At 71.1% G+C, this 18,916-nt stretch carries 19 protein-coding genes; 6 read left to right on the forward strand and 13 right to left on the reverse strand.

Annotation, left to right across the window (positions count from 1 at the left end):
• Positions 1-3: 3 nt before the first annotated feature.
• The 3 genes from ACFYO9_RS11175 to ACFYO9_RS11185 form a co-directional block, all read right to left on the reverse strand.
• Entirely contained in the window at positions 4-1,635 is a 1,632-nt protein-coding gene (locus ACFYO9_RS11175) for a M4 family metallopeptidase (protein ID WP_358773669.1), read from the reverse strand.
• A 348-nt stretch (positions 1,636-1,983) separates the two neighbouring features.
• Positions 1,984-3,033 (reverse strand): alpha/beta hydrolase, encoded by a 1,050-nt coding sequence (locus tag ACFYO9_RS11180; protein WP_388666142.1) that lies wholly within the window; start codon positions 3,031-3,033, stop codon positions 1,984-1,986.
• A gap of 198 nt (positions 3,034-3,231) precedes the next feature.
• Positions 3,232-3,774: an ATP-binding protein gene (locus ACFYO9_RS11185; protein WP_355805939.1), complete on the reverse strand. Its 543-nt coding sequence runs from the start codon at positions 3,772-3,774 to the stop codon at positions 3,232-3,234.
• Between the two features lie 189 nt (positions 3,775-3,963).
• On the opposite strand from ACFYO9_RS11185, the gene ACFYO9_RS11190 reads away from it, so the two are divergent.
• The 3 genes from ACFYO9_RS11190 (at position 3,964) to ACFYO9_RS11200 (ending at position 6,250) form a co-directional block, all read left to right on the forward strand.
• Positions 3,964-4,230 carry a DUF397 domain-containing protein gene (locus ACFYO9_RS11190; RefSeq protein ID WP_355805936.1) on the forward strand — a complete coding sequence of 89 codons (267 nt, stop codon included), beginning with the start codon at positions 3,964-3,966 and terminating at the stop codon, positions 4,228-4,230.
• An 83-nt stretch (positions 4,231-4,313) separates the two neighbouring features.
• On the forward strand, positions 4,314-5,216 hold the full coding sequence (locus ACFYO9_RS11195) for a helix-turn-helix transcriptional regulator (RefSeq protein ID WP_358773668.1): 903 nt from the start codon (positions 4,314-4,316) through the stop codon (positions 5,214-5,216).
• A 74-nt stretch (positions 5,217-5,290) separates the two neighbouring features.
• Positions 5,291-6,250 carry an ornithine cyclodeaminase family protein gene (locus ACFYO9_RS11200; protein WP_358773667.1) on the forward strand — a complete coding sequence of 320 codons (960 nt, stop codon included), beginning with the start codon at positions 5,291-5,293 and terminating at the stop codon, positions 6,248-6,250.
• Between the two features lie 42 nt (positions 6,251-6,292).
• Here ACFYO9_RS11200 and ACFYO9_RS11205 read toward each other — a convergent pair whose 3' ends face one another.
• The 8 genes from ACFYO9_RS11205 to ACFYO9_RS11240 form a co-directional block, all read right to left on the reverse strand.
• A complete protein-coding gene (locus ACFYO9_RS11205; RefSeq protein WP_358773665.1) occupies positions 6,293-7,612 on the reverse strand; it encodes a sulfite oxidase in 1,320 nt (439 codons plus the stop codon).
• Positions 7,613-7,753: 141 nt separating this feature from the next.
• On the reverse strand, positions 7,754-8,365 hold the full coding sequence (locus ACFYO9_RS11210; RefSeq protein WP_355805921.1) for a sugar kinase: 612 nt from the start codon (positions 8,363-8,365) through the stop codon (positions 7,754-7,756).
• On the reverse strand, positions 8,366-9,523 hold the full coding sequence (locus ACFYO9_RS11215) for an ROK family glucokinase (protein WP_355805918.1): 1,158 nt from the start codon (positions 9,521-9,523) through the stop codon (positions 8,366-8,368).
• A 418-nt stretch (positions 9,524-9,941) separates the two neighbouring features.
• Positions 9,942-10,760 (reverse strand): ATP-binding cassette domain-containing protein, encoded by an 819-nt coding sequence (locus tag ACFYO9_RS11220; RefSeq protein WP_358773663.1) that lies wholly within the window; start codon positions 10,758-10,760, stop codon positions 9,942-9,944.
• An 8-nt stretch (positions 10,761-10,768) separates the two neighbouring features.
• Complete coding sequence (locus tag ACFYO9_RS11225; RefSeq protein ID WP_358773661.1) at positions 10,769-11,824, reverse strand: ABC transporter permease; 1,056 nt, start codon at positions 11,822-11,824, stop codon at positions 10,769-10,771.
• Positions 11,821-12,840, reverse strand: coding sequence for a sugar ABC transporter substrate-binding protein (locus ACFYO9_RS11230; protein WP_358773659.1), 1,020 nt, complete (start codon positions 12,838-12,840; stop codon positions 11,821-11,823). Before ACFYO9_RS11230 ends, ACFYO9_RS11225 begins: the two co-directional genes overlap by 4 nt.
• Before the next feature lie 95 nt (positions 12,841-12,935).
• Complete coding sequence (locus ACFYO9_RS11235; protein ID WP_358773657.1) at positions 12,936-13,934, reverse strand: sugar ABC transporter substrate-binding protein; 999 nt, start codon at positions 13,932-13,934, stop codon at positions 12,936-12,938.
• A 121-nt stretch (positions 13,935-14,055) separates the two neighbouring features.
• Entirely contained in the window at positions 14,056-14,847 is a 792-nt protein-coding gene (locus ACFYO9_RS11240) for a GntR family transcriptional regulator (RefSeq protein WP_355805907.1), read from the reverse strand.
• Positions 14,848-14,947: 100 nt separating this feature from the next.
• Between ACFYO9_RS11240 and ACFYO9_RS11245 the strand changes: the two genes are divergently transcribed.
• Positions 14,948-15,964 (forward strand): Gfo/Idh/MocA family oxidoreductase, encoded by a 1,017-nt coding sequence (locus ACFYO9_RS11245; RefSeq protein ID WP_358773655.1) that lies wholly within the window; start codon positions 14,948-14,950, stop codon positions 15,962-15,964.
• 35 nt (positions 15,965-15,999) lie between these two features.
• On the opposite strand, the gene ACFYO9_RS11250 is transcribed toward ACFYO9_RS11245, so the two are convergent.
• Complete coding sequence (locus ACFYO9_RS11250) at positions 16,000-16,440, reverse strand: PaaI family thioesterase (protein ID WP_358773831.1); 441 nt, start codon at positions 16,438-16,440, stop codon at positions 16,000-16,002.
• Between the two features lie 147 nt (positions 16,441-16,587).
• On the reverse strand, positions 16,588-17,037 hold the full coding sequence (locus ACFYO9_RS11255; RefSeq protein WP_358773653.1) for a hypothetical protein: 450 nt from the start codon (positions 17,035-17,037) through the stop codon (positions 16,588-16,590).
• A 110-nt stretch (positions 17,038-17,147) separates the two neighbouring features.
• On the opposite strand from ACFYO9_RS11255, the gene ACFYO9_RS11260 reads away from it, so the two are divergent.
• Together ACFYO9_RS11260 and ACFYO9_RS11265 are read left to right on the forward strand one after the other, a co-directional pair.
• The gene (locus ACFYO9_RS11260) at positions 17,148-18,068 is read left to right on the forward strand and encodes an alpha/beta hydrolase (RefSeq protein ID WP_358773652.1); all 921 of its coding nucleotides are present in this window, start codon (positions 17,148-17,150) and stop codon (positions 18,066-18,068) included.
• Positions 18,069-18,214: 146 nt separating this feature from the next.
• Positions 18,215-18,877 carry a TetR/AcrR family transcriptional regulator gene (locus tag ACFYO9_RS11265; protein WP_358773650.1) on the forward strand — a complete coding sequence of 221 codons (663 nt, stop codon included), beginning with the start codon at positions 18,215-18,217 and terminating at the stop codon, positions 18,875-18,877.
• Positions 18,878-18,916 lie beyond the last annotated feature (39 nt).

The raw sequence follows: 18,916 nt of genomic DNA on the forward strand, positions 1-18,916 counted from the left end.
GAGTTACTTGACGTTGACGCCGGCCCAGGCGGCGGCCACGCGCTTGTACTCGGTGGAGTTCGCGCCGTACAGGCCCTTCGCGGCGCTCAGCGTGCCCTTACGGGCCGCCTTGTAGTTCGTGGTCGACGTGAAGTACGTCGACAGAGCCTTGTACCAGATCTTCTCGGCCTTGGCGCGTCCGATGCCCAGGACCTTGGTGCCGTCGGCGGTGGGCGAGTTGTAGTCGACGCCGTTGATCCGCTTCTTGCCGCTGCCCTCGGAGAGCAGGTAGAAGAAGTGGTTGGCGATGCCCGAGGAGTAGTGGACGTCGACGTTGCCGGCGTTGGCGCTCCACTTGTCCAGGGAGGCGCCGTCCTTGCTCGGCTTGTCCATGTAGCGCAGCGGGGTGCCGTCGCCGTTGATGTCGATCTTCTCGCCGATGAGGTAGTCGCCGACGTCCTTGGAGTTCTTGGCCTTGAACTCCACGGCGGTGGCGAAGATGTCCGAGGTGGCCTCGTTGAGGCCGCCGGACTCACCGCTGTACTCCATGTTGCCGGTGGCCGAGGTGACGCCGTGCGACATCTCGTGGGCGGCCACGTCGATCGAGGTGAGGGGCTTCTTGTTGCCCTCGCCGTCGCCGTACGTCATGCAGAAGCAGCTGTCGTCCCAGAAGGCGTTGACGTAGTTGTTGCTGAAGTGGACGCGCGAGGTCGCGCCCTTGCCGTCGCCGTTGATGCCCTTGCGGCCGTGGACGGACTTGTAGTAGTCCCAGGTGACCTGGGCGCCGTAGGCGGCGTCGACGGCGGCGGTCTGCGTACTGGTCGGCTTGCCGTTGCCCCAGACGTCGTTGGCGTCCTTGTACAGCTTGCCGGTGCCGCTCTCCGCGTGCTTCAGGTCGTAGGTGCGGTGGCTGCCCCGCGCCTTGTCGGTCAGCTCGTACCCGCTCGACACCTTCTTGGAGCCGACGGTGACCTTGCCGCTGTACTGGCTGTTGCCCGTGCCGTTCTCGATGGCCTGGTACTGGTACAGCTTCTTGCCGGTCGCGGCGTCCGTGATGACGTGGAGCTTGCTGGGCGTGCCGTCCTTCTGCACACCGGTCACGACGGTCTCGTAGGCGAGGACGGGCTTGCCGGTGGCGGCCCAGATCACCTTGCGCGGCGACTGCGCGTCGGCCTTGGCGGTCTTCGCCTTCGCGGCGGTGGACTCGGCCGACTTGGCGACGGAGGACGCGCCGAGCTTGGCGTCGGTGGAGGCGACCTTCACCGTGGCCTCGGTCGCCTTGGTGACGCCCTTCAGCGCGCCGCTCCTGGCGGTGTGCACGACGAGGTCGCCGCCGAGGACGGGCAGGCCGTCGTAGGTGCGCTCGTAGCGGGTGTGGGTGGTGCCGTCGACGTCCTTGACGACGTCACGGACGACGAGCTTCTCCTTGGCACCGAGACCGATCCGTTCGGCGGTCGCCGATCTCTCGGCGCCCGCGTCCCGGAGGAGATCCGCACGGGCCGACGCCGAGAGGGCGACGGGAGAGCCGGACGGCCCGTTGTCCTGGTCCGGCTGGGCGGAGGCGCCGGTGGTCAGTCCGGCGGTGAGCAGCGCTCCGGCGGCGACGGCGGTGGCGATCGCGAGCGTCGAACGCTTGCTGAATATGTCAGAGGTCACGCGGGCTCCATCTGTGGGGGCCCGGGAGGCCTGGAGGGCCCCCCGGAGCAGAGAAAGACGCGATGCGGGCGTGCAGCGTGGTGCCGCACGTGCAGCGTGTTGCGGGGAAGAGTGTCATTCCAACCAGGTACATGTCAGCATTTTGGTCAGATGTTGGCCGGATAAGATCCGTTGAACGATGGTCGACATACGCAATGCGAACAGGTCATGGACGGGGGCGTCTCCACCAACGGCCGTATCAGGCCAAGGAGTTGATCGGTCGGGGTGACGCTGCGCCTCGGTGGGACGGAGCGAGGTGCGCCCCGCCCTCAGGCCGGAAGGTGGGCGGCGACCTACGGGGCCGGGCCGCTACGGGGCCAGGCCCGCGAGCGCGGTCACCAGTGGTGCGGGGTCCAGCGGGCCGAGGTGCGATGCGGTCGGGAAGTCGTGGACGCGGAAGGGGTTTCGGGGCGTGCGCGCGTCCGCCTCCGCGATCATCCGGTCCTGGAGCCGCGTGGCGATCGTGCGGTCCTTGCCGAAGCGGAGGTACGTGCGCGGCAGGCGCCCCCAGGTGTGCGTGCGGCCCACGGCCCGCCCCGCGTACGCCGTGGTCGACTCGTCCGTCTGCATGCCGCCGAGGCGTTGCCGGAACACGTCCTCCGGATAGTCGGCGCACATCATCTTCCACAGCGCCGCGAGGTCGTCAGGGTCGCCCGTACGCGGATTGAGCCGCAGCACGCCGAGCCGCTCCGGGTCGCCGACGACCTGGCCGAGCGGGATGAGCGCGTCGGCGTTCTCCGGGGCCGCCGTGCACGCGTCGGGGGACGGCAGTACGGGGCTGGGGCAGAACGCCGCCATGTAGCAGATGTGGTGGAGGAGTTCCGGTACCGCGTCGGCCACCCGGGTGACCGTGGCGCCGCCCAGGCTGTGGCCGACGAGGACGACGGGACCGTGCGCCGCGGCCCGCCGCACGATGCGCGTGACGTGCCGTTCGTAGTCGTCGAGGCTCAGCGCCGCGACGGGCGAGGGCTCGGTGGCCAGGGCCGCCAGGTCCTGCCGCTGATACGACTCCGGCACGAAGGCCCGTGCGCCGTGCAGGGGGAGGTCCACGGCGACGACGCGGTGCCCGAGCAGGGTCAACTCCTGGGCGATCGGCATCCAGTACGCCCCCGCGCTGTGTGTGCCGTGCACGAGTACGTACGTACACACTCCGCGCGGGGAGCGGGACCGGGACGGCGCGGACGCCGCTGCCGGGGTGGCGGCGAGGGCCGCGCCCGCCGCCGCCGTTCCGAGGCCCAGGAGGACGCCCCTGCGTGACGCGGCACCCTTACGTGACGCTGTCTTTCTGTCCGAGTTCTCGTCCGACGTCGTGTCGTCGCGCCGGGCCTGGTCTTCGCTGCGTTCTTCGCTCTGTGTCATGACAAGGACGGTAGAAACACCGGCCGCCGCGCGGAATGGGGCGGGACACCCGGTCGATGGTGTGCCCGGCACCCCTACGGGAAGGGGGGCCGAACCCCGCAGGGGGCCCCGCACGAGGGCGCGACGTACGACACCCCTCCCGTCCGCACGGCGAAACGTTGCTGCCTCGCCCGGTGCGCGTCCTACCCGGTGCGCGTCCTACACCGGGTGCGCGGTCACGGTGCGCGGGTCACCGCTGCCCGTGAAGATCTCCACCATCATGAGCAGTTGCTCGACGATCGGCTCGGGCACCGCAGCGGCGGCGCCGGAACCGGAGAAGTAGCACCAGACCGCCTTGCCGTACAGGCCCGGCGCCGTCCAGCCCCACACGTCGCCGGCCGCCTCCACGATGCGCAGCCCGACACCCCTGGCCGAGAGGCGCGGTGTCGCCGTGCCGGGGTCGAAGACGGCGCAGGCGAGGTCGCGGCCGTCGCGGATCAGGCTCACCATGCCGACGCTCGGGGCGGGCCCGGCGCATATCTCCTGTTGGCCGTGGGTCAGGGCGTTGCCGACCAGTTCGTCGACGGTCGCGCGGACGCGCGGGAGCTGGTCGAGCAGCTCCCACTTCTCCAGCGTCGACGTGACGAAGTCCAGTGAGCCTTCACGGGACTTGATGTCGTCCACCAGTAAGCAGCAGGCGGAGTAGGCCAGAACGTCGTACTCAAGAGCCGGCGCGCCGGCCCAACCCACGGTTTCCGTCATCTGAACTCCCACACCTGTGCCGGAACTTGGAGGAATGGGCCCCCACGCCCCATGGTGATGTGGCGCACTTACATCTGCAAGCACATCCGCAAGTACAATCGTAAGTACGCCTGCACGTGCAGATGTACTTGCATCCGGAATGGCCTTCCCCCGCCAGGTGCGGGCTCGGGGCGAGGTCAGGGAGCCCTCATGCCACCTGAGAATGACCACGACACGGAATATGACAACGGCATTCCTGCTGTGAACATTCTCGGAGCCGGCTGGCGGAAAAGCGGCCGCAGCAATCCCAACGGCGAGTGCGTGGAACTCGCCGAACTGGCCGGTGAACAGGTCGCGATGCGCAACTCCCGCTTCCCGGCGGGACCGGCACTCATCTATACCCGGGCGGAAATCGCGGCCTTCATCCAGGGCGCCAAGGACGGCGATTTCGACGACCTGCAGCCGCCCGCGAGCTGATCGGATCGCTGTACAGGCGGACCGGGCCGATGCCACACTGACGCGACGAACGAGCGGGTGACCAGGGGAGGGCGGACGGCGCGATGTCCTCTGCGGCAGAAGGCGTTACGCCGAGCGGCGAGTCCCTGGCGAACCGGCGGGGCGGCCCGACCGTGCTGCGCATCGTGCTCGGCACCCAGCTGCGCAAACTGCGCGAGAGCCGCGGCATCAGCAGGGAGGCCGCGGGCGAGGCCATCCGCGCCTCGCACGCGAAGATCAGCCGCCTGGAACTGGGCCGGGTGGCGCAGAAGGAACGGGACGTCGCCGACCTCCTGACGCTGTACGGCGTCACCGATCCCGAGGAGCGCGCCGGCTACATAGGCCTCGCGAAACGCGCCGGAACGCCCGGCTGGTGGCAGCAGTACAACGATGTGATGCCCAGCTGGCTGGAGACCATCCTCGGCCTGGAGGAAGCCGCGTCCGTCATACGCAGCTACCAGGTGCAGTTCGTCCCGGGCCTGCTGCAGACCGCCGAGTACGCGACCGCGGTGGCGAGCCTCGGCGAGGCGTCGGGCTCCCTGCGCGAGATCACCCGCAAGGTGGAACTGCGCCTGCGCCGCCAGGAGTTGATCACCCGCCCCGGGGGCCCGAAGCTGTGGTTCGTGGTGGACGAGGCGGCGCTGCTGCGCCCGATGGGTGGCCGCGCGGCGATGCGGGCGCAGATACAGCACCTCATCGACATGTCCCAGGTGCCCGACATCACCCTTCAGGTGGCCCCCCTGGAGGCGGGCGCCGCCACCGCCGTCGGCGGCCCGGTGACCATACTGCGCTTCCTGGAGCCCGACCTGCCCGACATCGTCTACCTCGAACAGCTCACCAGCGCCCTGTACCTGGACAAGCGCTCGGACGTCGAGCACTACATGCTGGTGATGGACCGGGTCTGCACCGCCGCACCGAACGCGGAGGACAGCCTCGCCATCCTGGAGCGGCTGCGCGACTCGTACTAGCACTTGCGCGGCTCGTACCAGCGGTTGCGCGGCTCGTACTGCCCCGGTACCGAGCCCTCCGGACAAGGAACCGCATGAGCACAACGGCCCCCTCCCCCGCCGCCCCGCCCCACCTCGACGCCGGCACGCTGGCCCGGCTCGTCCCGATGTCCGCCGCCGTGGACGCCCTGGAGGCGGTCCTGGCCGCCGGGCTCGACCCCGCGGCGGAGGCGCCCCGCTCCGTCGTCGACGTGCCCGGGGGCCAGTTGCTTCTGATGCCGTCGGCCACGGCGTCGTACACCGGCGTGAAGGTCGCCACGGTCACGCCGGGCAACGCGGAGCGCGGCCTGCCCCGCGTGCAGGGCCTCTACCTGCTCCTGGACGGCGTGACGCACGCACCACTGGCCCTCCTGGACGGGATCGCGCTGACCTCCCTGCGCACCCCCGCGGTGTCCGGAGTGGCGATCCGTCACCTGGCGGTGCCCGACGCCGAACGGCTGGTCGTCTTCGGGACGGGGCCGCAGGCGTGGGGACACGTCGAGGCGGTACGGGCGGTGCGTCCCGCCCTGCGCCACGTCGACGTGGTCGCGCGGAACGCCCGGCGGGTCGCGGCCTTCGCCGAACGCTGCCGCGCCGCCGGACTCTCGGCCGCCGCGGCCGACGCGGACGCGGTGGCGCGGGCCGACGTGATCTGCTGCTGCACCACATCCCGCGAACCGCTGTTCGACGGTTCCCTGCCGCCCGACCACGCGACGATCGCCGCGGTCGGCTCGCACGAGCCGGACGCCCGCGAGGTGGACGCCCAATTCGTGGGCCGCGCCACGGTCGTGGCGGAGTCCCGCGCGGTGGCGGAACAGGAGTGCGGCGACCTGCTCCTGGCGTCCGCCGAAGGCCCCTTCACGATGGACGCACTGCACACCCTGGACGCCTTGGTACGCGGCGAGGCAAGCCCACCGGAGGGACGGCCCCGCCTGTTCAAGTCGGCCGGAATGGCCTGGGAGGACCTGGCGGTGGCGGCTGCGGGGTACGAGCGGTGGGTGGCCGGCGGGTCGTGAGCACCGTCGGCCGCCGCGGGTCCCGTCCCCGCGGTGCCTCGCTCAAGCCACCACGGTCACCGCGTGCCGTACCACCGCGTCGAAGAGGTAGCCCTGTGTGTTGGGGACCGTCGTCTTTGGCTGGGTTCGGGACGTGGAGTCCGTGGCGCGGGAGAGGAGTTCCGCGGGGCCCGGCTTGGTGGGGGTCCATGGGGTCGACCAGCGGGTCCAGGCTCCGCGGTGTGCGGGGTCGTGGAGGCGGGCCCGTCGCCAGGAGGCGCCGCCGTCCGTGCTGACCTCGACGCGGGTGATGCCGCCGTGGGCGGACCAGGCGCGGCCGGTGAGGTGGTGCCGGGTGCGCGCGGACAGGGTCGCGTTCCAGGGGAGTTCGAAGGCCGACTTGAGGGTCTGGCGGGTGAGCGGGGCGCTGCCCTCGGGCGGGTAGGCGTCGCCGTACAGCCGGTAGAAGTCCGTGTTCCAGGGCGAGTAGAGCGGCGTGGTCGACACCTCGATGTCGCCTAGCCACTTGATCGAGGAGATGCCGACCCAGGACGGGGCGAGGAGGCGGACCGGGTGTCCGTGGTCGGGAGGCAGAGGTGCGCCGTTCATCTCATACGCGAGGATGACGTCGTCGAGGGCCTTGGAGAGCGGCATGGGGCGGCGTACGCGGCCGTAGTTCGTGCCGTCGGGCGTGACGTACTCGTCGTCGAGGCCGCGCGGCATCACGTCGACCGCCTTGTGGGAGAGGCCGGCCGCGCGCAGGACGTCGGCGAGGCGGACGCCGCGCCACCGGGCCGTGCCGATCGCGCCCGTCGTCCAGGGGGTGCCCGAAGCCGGCTGGTTCTGCTGGGTCTTGAAGAAGTTGCGCGCGTTGCCCGCGCACTCGACGAACGCCGTGCGGGTCACCGAGGGCAGGCGCTTCAGCTCCGCGAGCCCGAACTGCCGTTCCCCGCGCGTCAGTCCGTCGCCCCAGACGTGCAGCCGCCAGGTCGCGGCGTCCAGGCGCGGGGTCGTCGTGTGGTTGCGGACGAAGAAGTGCGAGACAGGGGTGAGGTATCCGGTGCCGGCGAGCGCCTCGAAGCGGGTCTCGGCGTTGGTGCCGTGCACGATGAACCGCTCCGGGGGCAGCGGTTTGACGATGCCCTCCCCCGCCGACACGGTCGTCCGCGACGGCTCCGTCGGCCCCGCCGGCCTCGCGCTCCCCGCCGCCGCGCTCGCCGTCGCGGCCGGCAGGGACACCGGCACCGCCGTGACGAGGCCCGCGGCGGTCAGGAGCCGCAGCATGTCGCGACGCCCGACCCCCTCGGCGCGGGCCTCCCCGGCCAGCCACTGGTTCCGTCTGCGCCGGTCGTAGGCCGTCTCTGCTTCCGGGATCCTGGTCATGGCCACACGCTAGGAGGCGGCACGGCGGCCCGCGGCGGAACGCCCGCATTCTTCACACGGACGCAAACTTCCGGACATGAGCGGATCGCGGCGCCTTCGGGCCGTCAGGGCGCCTTTGGGCCTCAGGGCGCCTTCGGGCCGTCAGGGCGTCGTCGTCGACACCACGTAGACCATCGGATGCCGGGGGTTCGAGCGGTCCACGACCACGTCCTGCGTGGGCGTGGGGTTCTTCCGCGCGTGGGTGAGGCCCGACCAGGGGCCGGGGCCCGTGAACTCCCAGCCGACGACGTTGCGGTCGCGTGCGCTGATGGTGATGTCGTGCGGCTTGAGCTTGTCCTCGGTGGTGCCGATCTGCTTGAGGAACCGCTTCAGGCCCGCGTTGCTGGTGAGGAACTGCACGTAGAGACGGCTGGTGCGCCAGTTGTTCGTCTCGTAGTAGGCGACCTCTTCGGAGTACGGCTGCACCGGCACGTCGTACAGCCGGCGCTGCACCTTGGAGGGCCAGCCGGCGGTGAGGCCGGTCGCGGAGTACTTGTCCTCCTTGTCGCGGCCGCTGTTGCGGCTCTGGTCCGCGGAGATCACCAGATAGCCGGCGGGGACGCCGATGAGCAGCACGATGATGATCGCCGTCAGCCAACGGCGGCGGATCATGTGGCTGTGGTCCTCCGTCGTGCCGGCCCTGCCGCCGTCGCGGTCCGACGGTTCGTGGGCGCCGGGGCGGTCCGGGGGCGAGGGCTGGCGGGGCACGGTCATCTACTGGGTTCCCTGGGACGTGCGGTCATTGGTGCGGCGCGCCTCTGCGTAGCGCTCGTAACGTTCGTAGCGCTCCACGCGGCGCCGGTTGGCGCGGCGGAAGCGGCGGGCGACCAGACGGGCCAGGTCGGCGGCGCCCACCATGCCGGCCTCGGGGCCGAGCTGGGCGCGGGCGATGCGGGCCTCGGGGCGGTAGCCGCGGCCGGTGAGGTGGCGGCGGAAGGCGTCGCGGGCCGGGCCGATCAGGAGGTCGTCGGCGGCGCTGACGCCGCCGCCGATGACGAAGCAGGAGGGGTCGAGGGCGGCGGCGAGGTTGGCGATGCCGACGCCGAGCCACTGGCCGATGTCCTGGAGGAGCTCGACGCACATCGCGTCGCCCTCGCGGGCGAGCTCGGTGATCAGCGGTCCCGTGATGTCGGGGACGTTGCCCTTGACGCGGTCGATGATGCCGTACGCGACCGGGGAGTCGGCGGCGGCGAGCTCGCGGGCCTCGCGGACCAGGGCGTTGCCGGAGCTGTACTGCTCCCAGCAGCCGCGGTTGCCGCAGGGGCAGCGGTGGCCGCCGGGGACGACCTGCATGTGGCCGAACTCGCCGGCGACGCCGAACTTGCCGCGCTTGACCGCGCCGTCCTCCAGGATCGCGCCGCCGATGCCGGTGCCGAGGGTGATCATGACGAGGTGGTCCTCGCCCCGGCCCGCGCCGAAGCGCCACTCCGCCCAGGCGGCGGTGTTGGCGTCGTTGTCGACCATGACGGGCACGGCGAGGCGGCCCGAGATGCGGTCTCGCAGGGGCTCGTTGCGCCAGGACAGGTGGGGGGCGAAGAGCACGCGGTTGCGGTCCGCGTCGACCCAGCCCGCGGCGCCGATGCCGACGGCATGCACGTCGTGCCGGTCGGACAGGTCGAGGACGAGCTCGATGATGGTGTCCTCGACGACGCGCGGGCTCTTGGACTTGTCCGGGGTCTCCGTGCGGAGGGTCTCCAGGATGTTGCCGTCCGGGTCGACGACACCCGCCATCACCTTGGTGCCGCCGATGTCGATGCCGACGGTGTTGACGCGGGGCGCCGTCAGATGGGATCGGCGTTCGCGGGTGCCCACGGTCCGCAGGACGGTGGCTCGTGCGGAGCCGCGGTGCGCGAGGTCGCGGTAGGTGCTCATTGCGGCGATTCTGCCTCACGCTCGCGGGGGCGCGCACAACGGGACCCCGGGGCCGGGGTCGTCTCCCGGTGGCCCGGGACGGGGTGGCCGCGCAGTTCCCCGCGCCCCTGAAGCCACCCGATGCCGAGCCCCGACCGGGCGGCGCCCCGTAAGGGGCGCGGGGAACTGCGCGAGCAACCCGCGACAAGTCGCGGACGCGACTGCCTGGGCACCACCCGGGTGCGGCTGCGGGTTGTACGTGGCTGGCCGCGCAGTTCCCCGCGCCCCTTAAAGGGCACCCCTGAGCGGGGCTTCACGCCGGGTGACCCCAGGGGCGCGGGGAACTGCGCGCTCAGCCACGTACAAGCCGCAGACGCGTCTGCCGGGACACCACGCAAACGCGACTGCGGACCGTACGGGGTGCGGTACCCCCACCCCGCTAACGGGGCCCGCGGCCTTCCAGCTCATGGCGGAGGTCGTCCAGTTCCGTGCCGCCTGCCATTTGGCGGGTCAGTTCGTCCAGGGTGATCTCGTCGCGTGCGTACGAGCCGGACATCACGCCTCGCTTCAGGAGGACGAAGCGGTTGCCGACCAGGTACGCGTGGTGCGGGTTGTGGGTGATCAGGACCACACCCAGGCCCTGGTCCCGCGCAGCGGCCACGTACTTCAGGACCACGCCCGACTGCTTCACGCCGAGCGCGGCGGTCGGCTCGTCGAGGACCAGGACCTTCGCGCCGAAGTGGACCGCGCGAGCGATCGCCACGCACTGGCGCTCGCCGCCCGACAACGTGCCGATCGGCTGGTCCACGTCGCGCAGGTCGATGCCCATGCGCAGCAGCTCCGCGCGGGTCGTCCTGCGCATGAGGTCGACGTCCATGCGGCGGAACGGGCCCGTGCCCTTCGTCGGCTCGGAGCCGAGGAAGAAGTTCCGCCAGACCGGCATCAGGGGGACCACGGCGAGGTCCTGGTAGACCGTGGCGATGCCCAGGTCCAGGGCCTCGCGCGGCGAGCCGAGCCGCGTCTCGTTCCCCTCGATGCGGAAGCCGCCCGCGTCATGCCGGTGCAGACCGGCGATGATCTTGATGAGGGTCGACTTGCCCGCGCCGTTGTCGCCGAGCACGCAGGAGATCTCCCCCGCGTGCACCTCCAGGGAGACGCCTTCAAGGGCGCGGATGTTGCCGTAGTACTTGCTGACGTCGTCGAGCTCGACGAGCGGCGTGCGCTCCTCGCTCTCCGGCGCCGCCTGCGGCTTCGTCATGTCCGTGGTCACTTCGTCGCCTCCGCGCGCTTGCGGACCCAGTGGTTGAGCAGCGTCGCAAGGAGCAGCATCACGCCGAGGAAGAACTTGAACCAGTCGGAGTTCCACTCGGCGAAGACGATGCCCTTGCTGACCATGCCGAAGATCAGCGCGCCGACGGCCGCGCCGACCGCGGAGCCGTAGCCGCCGGTGATGAGGCAGCCGCCGATGACGGCGGCGACGATGTAGATGAGCTCGTTGCCGACGCCCTCGCCGGACTGCACGGTGTCGTAGCTGAAGAGCAGGTGCTGGCCGGAGATCCAGGCGCCGAACGCGACGCCCATGTAGAGGCCGATCTTCGTCGCGGCGACCGGGACGCCGACCGCGCGGGCCGCGTCCTCGCCGCCGCCCACCGCGAAGATCCAGTTGCCGACCCGGGTGCGCAGCAGCACCCAGGTGGCGACCACGATCAGGGCGAGCCACCAGAGGATGGTGATCTTGAAGTCGACGTCGCCGATGGTGATGGTGGAGGCGAAGACGTCCTTGGCGGACTCGAAGCCCTCCATGTCGGCGATCGACTTCGTGGAGACCGTGCCGCTGATCAGCTTGGTGAAGCCGAGGTTCATGCCGGTCAGCATCAGGAACGTGCCGAGCGTGATGATGAAGCTCGGCGGGTCCGTACGGGTCAGCATGACGCCGTTGAAGACGCCGACGGCGAGCGTGACGAGGAGCGAGACGCCGACGCCCACCCAGACGTTCGCCGTCATCTGGTAGCTGAACATCGACGACACGAGCGCGGACGTCGTCACGAGCACGCCCGCCGACAGGTCGAACTCGCCGCCGATCATGAGCAGGGCGACCGGCACCGCCATGATGCCGAGCGTCGACGCCGCGTACAGGACCGTGGCGAGGCTGGTGGCCTGCAGGAAGCTGTCGGCGACGATCGCGAAGAAGATGAAGACGGCGATGGCGCCGACGACCGAGCCGAGCTCGGGGCGGCCCATCAGTTTCTTCAGCGGCGAGGTCTTGACCAGGCGCTCGTCCGCCTTGGCGTCGGGGGCCGGCGCGGGTGCTGTGGCGGTCATCGAGTCCCTCGCTTCGCGTAGTCCTCCAGCTCGGAAGCCTGGTCCTTGGTGATGATCTGCGGTCCCGTGAGGACGGGGCGGCCGCCGCCGAGGACGTCGGCGTTGTACTTGTACAGCCAGAGCAGGTCGACGGCCTCGTACCCCTGGAGGTAGGGCTGCTGGTCGACGGCGAACCCGAGGGAGCCGGACTTCAGCCCGGCGGCGACCTTCTCGTTGAGGTCGAAGGTGTCGACCTCGGCCTTGCTGCCCGCGCTGTCCGCGGCCTTCACGGCGGTGTCCGCGAAGGGCGCGCCGAGCGTGACGACCGCGTCGACCGACTTGTCGGACTGCAGCTTGGCCTCGATGGAGGACTGCACGTCGGGCATGTTGGTGCCGGTCACGTACAGGTTCTGCATCGTGCCCTTGAACGTCTTCTTGGCGCCCGCGCAGCGCTGCTCGTGGCCGACGTTGCCCTGCTCGTGCAGGATGCAGAGCGCCTTCTTCTTGCCGCGCTTGTTGAGCTGGTCGCCGACGGCCTCGCCCGCGATCGTCTCGTCCTGGCCGATGTGCGTGAGGGCGCCGAACTTCTTGGACTCCGCGGATCCGGAGTTCACCGTGATCACCGGGATGCCGGCCTTCTCGGCGCGGGCCAGGGCGCCCTTCATCGCGTCCGGCTTGGCCAGCGTGACGATGATCCCGTCGACCTTCTTGTCGATGTAGGAGTCGACGAGCTGGGCCTGCTGCTGGGCCTCGTCGTCATGGGAGTACAGGAACTTGATGTTGTCCTTGACGGCGGCCTGCTTGGCGCCGCTCTGCACGATGTCCCAGAAGGTGTCGCCGTCACCCGAGTGGGTGACCATGCCGAAGGTCCAGCGCGGTGTGTCGACCGCCGCCCTGCCCCCGGCGGCAGCGGCCTTGCGGGCGTCCTCCGCGCGCTTGCCGCCGGTGCTGCTGCATCCGGTCAGTCCCGCGGTGACGCCGAGCACCGCCACCAGCACGGCGCCCACCGTACGTACCCCTGTCTTCACCCTTGCCACGACGCCGTGCCCTTCTTGCTCTGCTGCTCTGTGCGGCCGGTCCGGATCCCCGGCCCCAGCCGCCCAAGTATCGACCACGCGGATCACGCATGTGTTCATCGGGTACCGCGAGCGGTGTACTTCTCCAGCTTCGGCACGTCCTTCCCGGTGACGATCGCGGGCCCCGTGAGGACGGGCTTGCCCCCGCCGAGCACGTCGGCGTTGGTCCGGTACAGCCACAGCTCGTCGACCGAGAGGTATCCCTGCAGGTAGGGCTGCTGGTCGACGGCGAAGCCGACCTCCTTGGCCTTCAGCCGCCTGACCACCTCGGCGTTCAGGTCGAACGTGTCGACCTCGGCCTTGCTGCCCGCCTCGTCCTTCGCCTTCACCGAGTACGCGGCGATCGGCGCGCCGAGCGTGACGACGGCGTCGATGTCTTTGGTCGCCTGGAGTTTCGCGCTGATGGAGGACTGCGCGCCGGGCGCGTTGGTGCCCTCGACGTTCAGGTTCTCGACCGACCCGTCGAAGGTCTTCTCGACGCCCGCGCAGCGCTGTTCGAGGGAGACGTTGCCCTGTTCGTGGATCACGCAGAGGGCCTTCTTCTTCCCGCGCGTGTTCAGCTCATCGCCGACCGCCTCGCCGGCCACGGACTCGTCCTGGCCGATGTGGCTGAGCGCCCCGAAGCGCGGGGAGAACTCTCCGCCGGAGTTGATCGTGACGACCGGGATGCCCGCCCTCTTCGCCTTGGCGAGGACGGCCCGCATCGCCTCGGGCTTGGCCAGGGTCACCACGAGCCCGTCGACCTTCTTGTCGACGAAGGACTGGACGAGTTCGGCCTGCCCCTTGGCCTCCTTGTCGTTGGCGTACAGGAAGTCGACGTTGTCCTTGCGGGCGGCCTGCTTGGCGCCGCTGCGGACGATGTCCCAGAAGGTGTCGCCCTCGCCGGAGTGCGTGACCATCGCGATCTTGAGGCGGGGCGTGGTCACGCCCTTGCCGTCCCCGCCGCCCCCGGACCCGTCCTCGTCGTCCTTGCCGCCGGAGCTGCTGCAGCCGGCGGCGAGCGCGATCACCGCCAGACAGGCCGTGACGCCCCTCGCCGTACGGGATGTGCGCATGGTGGACCACCCCTTTGCCTTCCGGCCGCCTCGGTGCGGCTGGAGGAGTTCTAGCGGGGGGCGCCCGGGAGCGTCAATGGCTTTGTCAGAACATTCTGACGGCTGGCGCGGCGCCGGGCCGCTACGGCCGTACGAGGAGCTGGAACTCGAAGGAGTAGCGCGCGGCCCGGTAGACGTGCGAGCCGAACTCCACCGCCCGGCCCGTGTCGTCGAAGGTGGTGCGCCGCATCGTGAGCAGCGGGGCGCCGACGGGCTCGGCGAGCAGCTCGCCCTCCTCGGCGGTGGCGGCGCGGGCCCCGACGGACTGGCGCGCGCTGTGCAGGGTGTGGCCCGCGGCGCGCATCAGGCGGTAGAGACCGGTGGCCTCCAGGCGGGCGGTGTCGAGGTCGAGGAGCCCGGTCGGCAGATGGTTGCGGAGCCGGGCCACGGGTTCGCCGTGGGCGAGCCGGAGCCGCTCCACGCGGTGCACCTCGTCGCCCTCGCCGATCCCGAGCGCCGCCGCGACCTCGGCGGAGGCGGGTTCGAGGGTGTTGTGCAGGACGCGGGTCTCGGGGCGCTGGCCCGCGGCCTCCAGGTCGTCGAAGAGGCTGCTGAGCTCCAGCGGGCGCTTCACCTGGCTGTGCACGACCTGGGTGCCGACGCCCCGGCGCCGCACCAGGAGTCCCTTGTCCACGAGGGACTGGATGGCCTGGCGGACGGTGGGCCGGGAGAGGCCGAGCCGCCCGGCGAGCTCGATCTCGTTGCCGAGGAGGCTGCCCGGTGTCAGGGCGCCGCGCTCGATCGCCGCCTCCAGCTGCTGGGCGAGCTGGAAGTAGAGCGGTACGGGGCTGCTGCGGTCGACGCCGAGCCGGAGGTCCACCGTGGGGTCCCGGACCGGCTTGTCCTGAGCTGCTTTGGCGACTGGTTTGGACACGGGGCGAGCGTAGCCCCAGGAGAGGATGACGGGAAGTTCTTAAGTTCTGTTGTCCGGACAAAGGATTGACAGGAGGGTGTGGCGTCGCGAGGGTGGAGCCATGCGCATCGGACTGATCGGAACGGGCCGCATCGGCACCTTTCACTCGGCGGCCCTCGTCCGCAACGCGGCGGTGTCGTCCCTGGTGATCGCCGACGTGGACGCCGCGAGAGCGGCGGACCTCGCGGCACGGACCGGCGCGACGGCCGTGTCCTCGGTGGACGAGGTCTTCGCGGCCGGGGTGGACGCCGTGGTGATCACGGCGGCGACCGCGGCGCACGCCGCACTCATCGCGCGGGCCGCGCGGGCCGGGCTCCCGGTGTTCTGCGAGAAGCCCATCGCCCTCGACCTGCCGGGCACGCTGGCCGCCCTGGCCGAGGTCGAGGCCGCGGGGACGGTGCTGCAACTCGGCTTCCAGCGGCGCTTCGACGCGGGATACACGGCGGCGCGCGAGGCGGTGCGGGCGGGCCGGCTCGGCCGGCTGCACACCGTACGGGCGGTCACCTCGGATCCGGCGCCGCCGCCGGCCGCGTACCTCCCGCTCTCCGGCGGTCTCTACCGCGACTGCCTGGTCCACGACTTCGACATCCTGCGCTGGGTCACCGGCCGCGAGGTCACGGAGGTGTACGCGACCGGTTCCGACCTCGGCCCCGTGATGTTCCGCGAGGCCGGCGACGTCGATACGGCGGCTGCGGTCCTCACCCTCGACGACGGCACCCTCGCCACGGCGACCGCGACCCGCTGCAACGGCGCGGGGTACGACGTCCGGATGGAACTGGCCGGGGAGCTGGACCAGTTGGGGGTCGGCACGGACGAGCGCACGCCGCTCACCTCGGCGGAGCCGACGGGCCCGGCCGCACCCGTCAAGCCCTGGCCCGGCTTCCTGGAGCGCTTCGCCCCGGCGTACGAGGCGGAGCTCGCGGCCTTCGTCGACGTCGTCCGCGGCGAGCGCATCAACCCCTGCGACGGGCGCGAGGCGCTGCACGCGCTGCGGATCGCGGAGGCGTGCGAACTGTCGCGCCGCGAGCGGCGGTTGGTGCGCATGGCGGAGATCCCGGAGTCCCCGGAGGAGGAGTAGGAGGAGGAGTAGGAGCAGGAGGAGGAGCGGGCCGCTCAGGCCGTGGAGAGCACCGTGCCCTGGGCGATCGCGCAGAGCGTCTCGGCGCCCTCGGCCGCCACGGCGTACAGCTCGCAGCGCACGGTCGCCTGACGGCGGCCGGTGTGGACGACCACGGCGCGGGCGACGAGCCGGACGCCGGTCGCGGGGCGTACGTACTGGATGGAGAAGCCCGAGGTCAGCACCGCGGGGCCGAGGGTGGTGCCGGCCGCGAAGGTGATGCCGTTGTCGGCCGCGTAAGCGAGCACGCCCCCGTGCACGAACCCGTTCTGCTGCTGGAGTTCGGGCCGTACGTCGATCTCCAGCGTGGCCGCACCCTCGCCGAAGCGGGTGATGCGGGCCTGCACGAGGCGGCTGAACGGCTGGGCGTCCAGGACCTTCCGGGCCATGGCCAGGCCGATGGGGTCGTCGACGGCTTCGGTGGGCGGCTCGCCCATCTGGGGCTGGCCAATGGGCGGTTGGCCCGCGGGCGGCCCGGCCGCGGAGACCGGGTCCGCGGGGTGCTCGGTCATGACCGCCTGCGGGCGGGGCGAGGTCGAACGTCCATGTGCCCACCGTACGCGGCCGGCTCCCGCCGCAGGGCGTCATTGCGCCGAGGGATCGCGCGGCCACGGTGAACGCCCGGAGAGGAACGAGCGGGCCGCCTCCCGCGTCGCCGTCGCGTCGAAGTCCGGGGCGCGCCACAGGGCCGAGCGCGTCGTGCCCCGGTCGCGGTACGAGCGCATGATGCGCAGATGGTCGGGGCGCGCCACGAAGCCCTTCAGCCCCTTCTCGTCCCGCCAGACCGAGACCGAACCCGACCGGGGGCGGCGCGGGTCCGGGTCCACCCACAGCCAGAGCCCGACGGCGCCGGTGACCTCGCCCCAGGATCTGCGCAGGGCGACCCCGGTGAGGTTGACGCCCACGGCGGTCCAGGGCCGGTGCGGGGTGAACTCGGTGACGCTGACGACCGCCGCACCCGTGACGTCCTTCTCATGGGCGGCCTCCGCCGCGGGTCCCGGCGTCCATGGCGTGAACCAGATGGTGGACGGCATCGCGTTCCCCTCGTGAGCGCCGGAGCCCGTGGACGCATTCCAAATTAACAGCACGGACGGTCGTGCTAATATACCACGTTCCTGATGCCGCCGACCGAGGAGTACTGGACATGGGCCCCACAGAGGCCGTCGTGAGTACGACCATCAATGCCGTCTCCCGCATCTCGGGGCGGCTCGCCGGCGCCGGCGCCTACGCGCTGTTCCACATGCCGCTGGCCCGCAGCGCGATGCGGTCCACGGAGCGCGAGTTGTTCGCGTCGGCTCACCGCGGGAGCATCCGCGTCAACGGCAAGTCCGCGGTGACCTACCGATGGGGCACCGGCGAGCGCCCCGTCCTCCTGGTCCACGGCTGGCAGTCGCGCGGCTCACGCTTCAGCGACTTCGTCCCCGGCCTGCTCGCCCTGGGCCACAGCGTCATCACCTTCGACGCCCCCGGCCACGGCGACGCCACGGGCCGCAGCACCACCATCCTGGAGTACCAGACGATCCTCGCCGAACTGCACGACCAGTACGGCACGTTCGACGCCCTCGTCGCGCACTCCCTGGGCGCGCTCGGCTCCTTCCACGCGCTCACCAAGGGGGTGCGGGCGCAGCGGATCGTCGCCATCAGCGGGGTCTGCGACTTCGCGTACCTCGTCGACGCGTTCTGCTCGGAGCTGAGGCTCCGGCCTTCCCTGAAGCGCGAGTTGACGGCCCGGGTCGGCAAGAACCTCTTCCCCGGCGCACCCGCCGACCGCATGCCCTTCTCCGTCTCGCACGCCTCCGAGGCCGTCACGGCGCCGGTCCTCGTGGTGCACGACGAGGACGACGGCCGGATCGGCCTGGACCAGGGGCACGGGATCGCTGCGGCCTTCGGCGACCGGGCGCGGATGATCACCACGCGGGGCCTCGGGCACCGCAGGATCCTCGGCGACCCCGACGTGGTGCGCGCCGTCCTGGAATTCGTCGGGCACGGGAGCGCCGCCACCGCCGAATCCACCGCCGCGGACCGGACGGAGGCGCTGCCCGACGCGGTTCCCGTGACGGACTGAGCGTCGCCCTGAGTCAACCTCGGAGCACGCACGGTCGTGCCGTCACCGCCCTCCCACGCTGACCGCACGATCGTCCACTTACTCGGTACACTGGTCACCTATCGGGCACCGCGAGCACCCGGCCCAGGAGACAGGTAGGCACCACCATGGCAGCGACACACATCGACGGACGGGTCGCCCGCGGGAATCAGACCCGTCAGCTGGTCCTCAAGCGCGCCATGCAGGTCGCATCGGTCGAAGGCCTCGAAGGCCTCTCCCTCGGCCGGCTCGCGGGCGAGCTCAAGCTCAGCAAGAGCGGTGTGTTCGCGCTGTTCGGCTCCAAGGAGGACCTGCAGCTGGCCACGGTGCGTGCGGCGATCAAGGTCTACCTGGAGCACGTGGTCCAGCCGGCCCGTGAACTCCCGCCGGGGATCACCCGGCTGTGGCGCGTGTGCACCAGCTGGCTCACGTACTCGCGCGAGCGTGTCTTCCCCGGCGGCTGCTTCTTCTACTCGACGTCGGCGGAGTACGACGCCCGTCCGGGCAAGGTGCACGACACCCTGGCCGCGGCCCGTACCAACTGGTCCACGTATCTGGAGCAGACCATCTGGGAGGCGCAGCAGACGGAGGAGATCGAGGAGGGCGTCGACGTCCCCCAACTCGCCTTCGAACTGGTCGCGTTCCTGGAGATGGCCAACGCCGAGTCCGTGCTGCACGACGAGTTCAGCTGCTACGACAAGGCGGCCACCGCCATCCTGAACCGGCTGCGCGGCGTGGCCACCGACCCATCCCTGCTGCCCGAGGACATCGCGGAGCCGGCGGACGGCTAGAGCCTCGCCGGGACGGACATGGGGGGCGCCGTGCGAGGG

The organism is Streptomyces sp. NPDC005863 (assembly GCF_042871345.1).
Classification (GTDB): domain Bacteria; phylum Actinomycetota; class Actinomycetes; order Streptomycetales; family Streptomycetaceae; genus Streptomyces.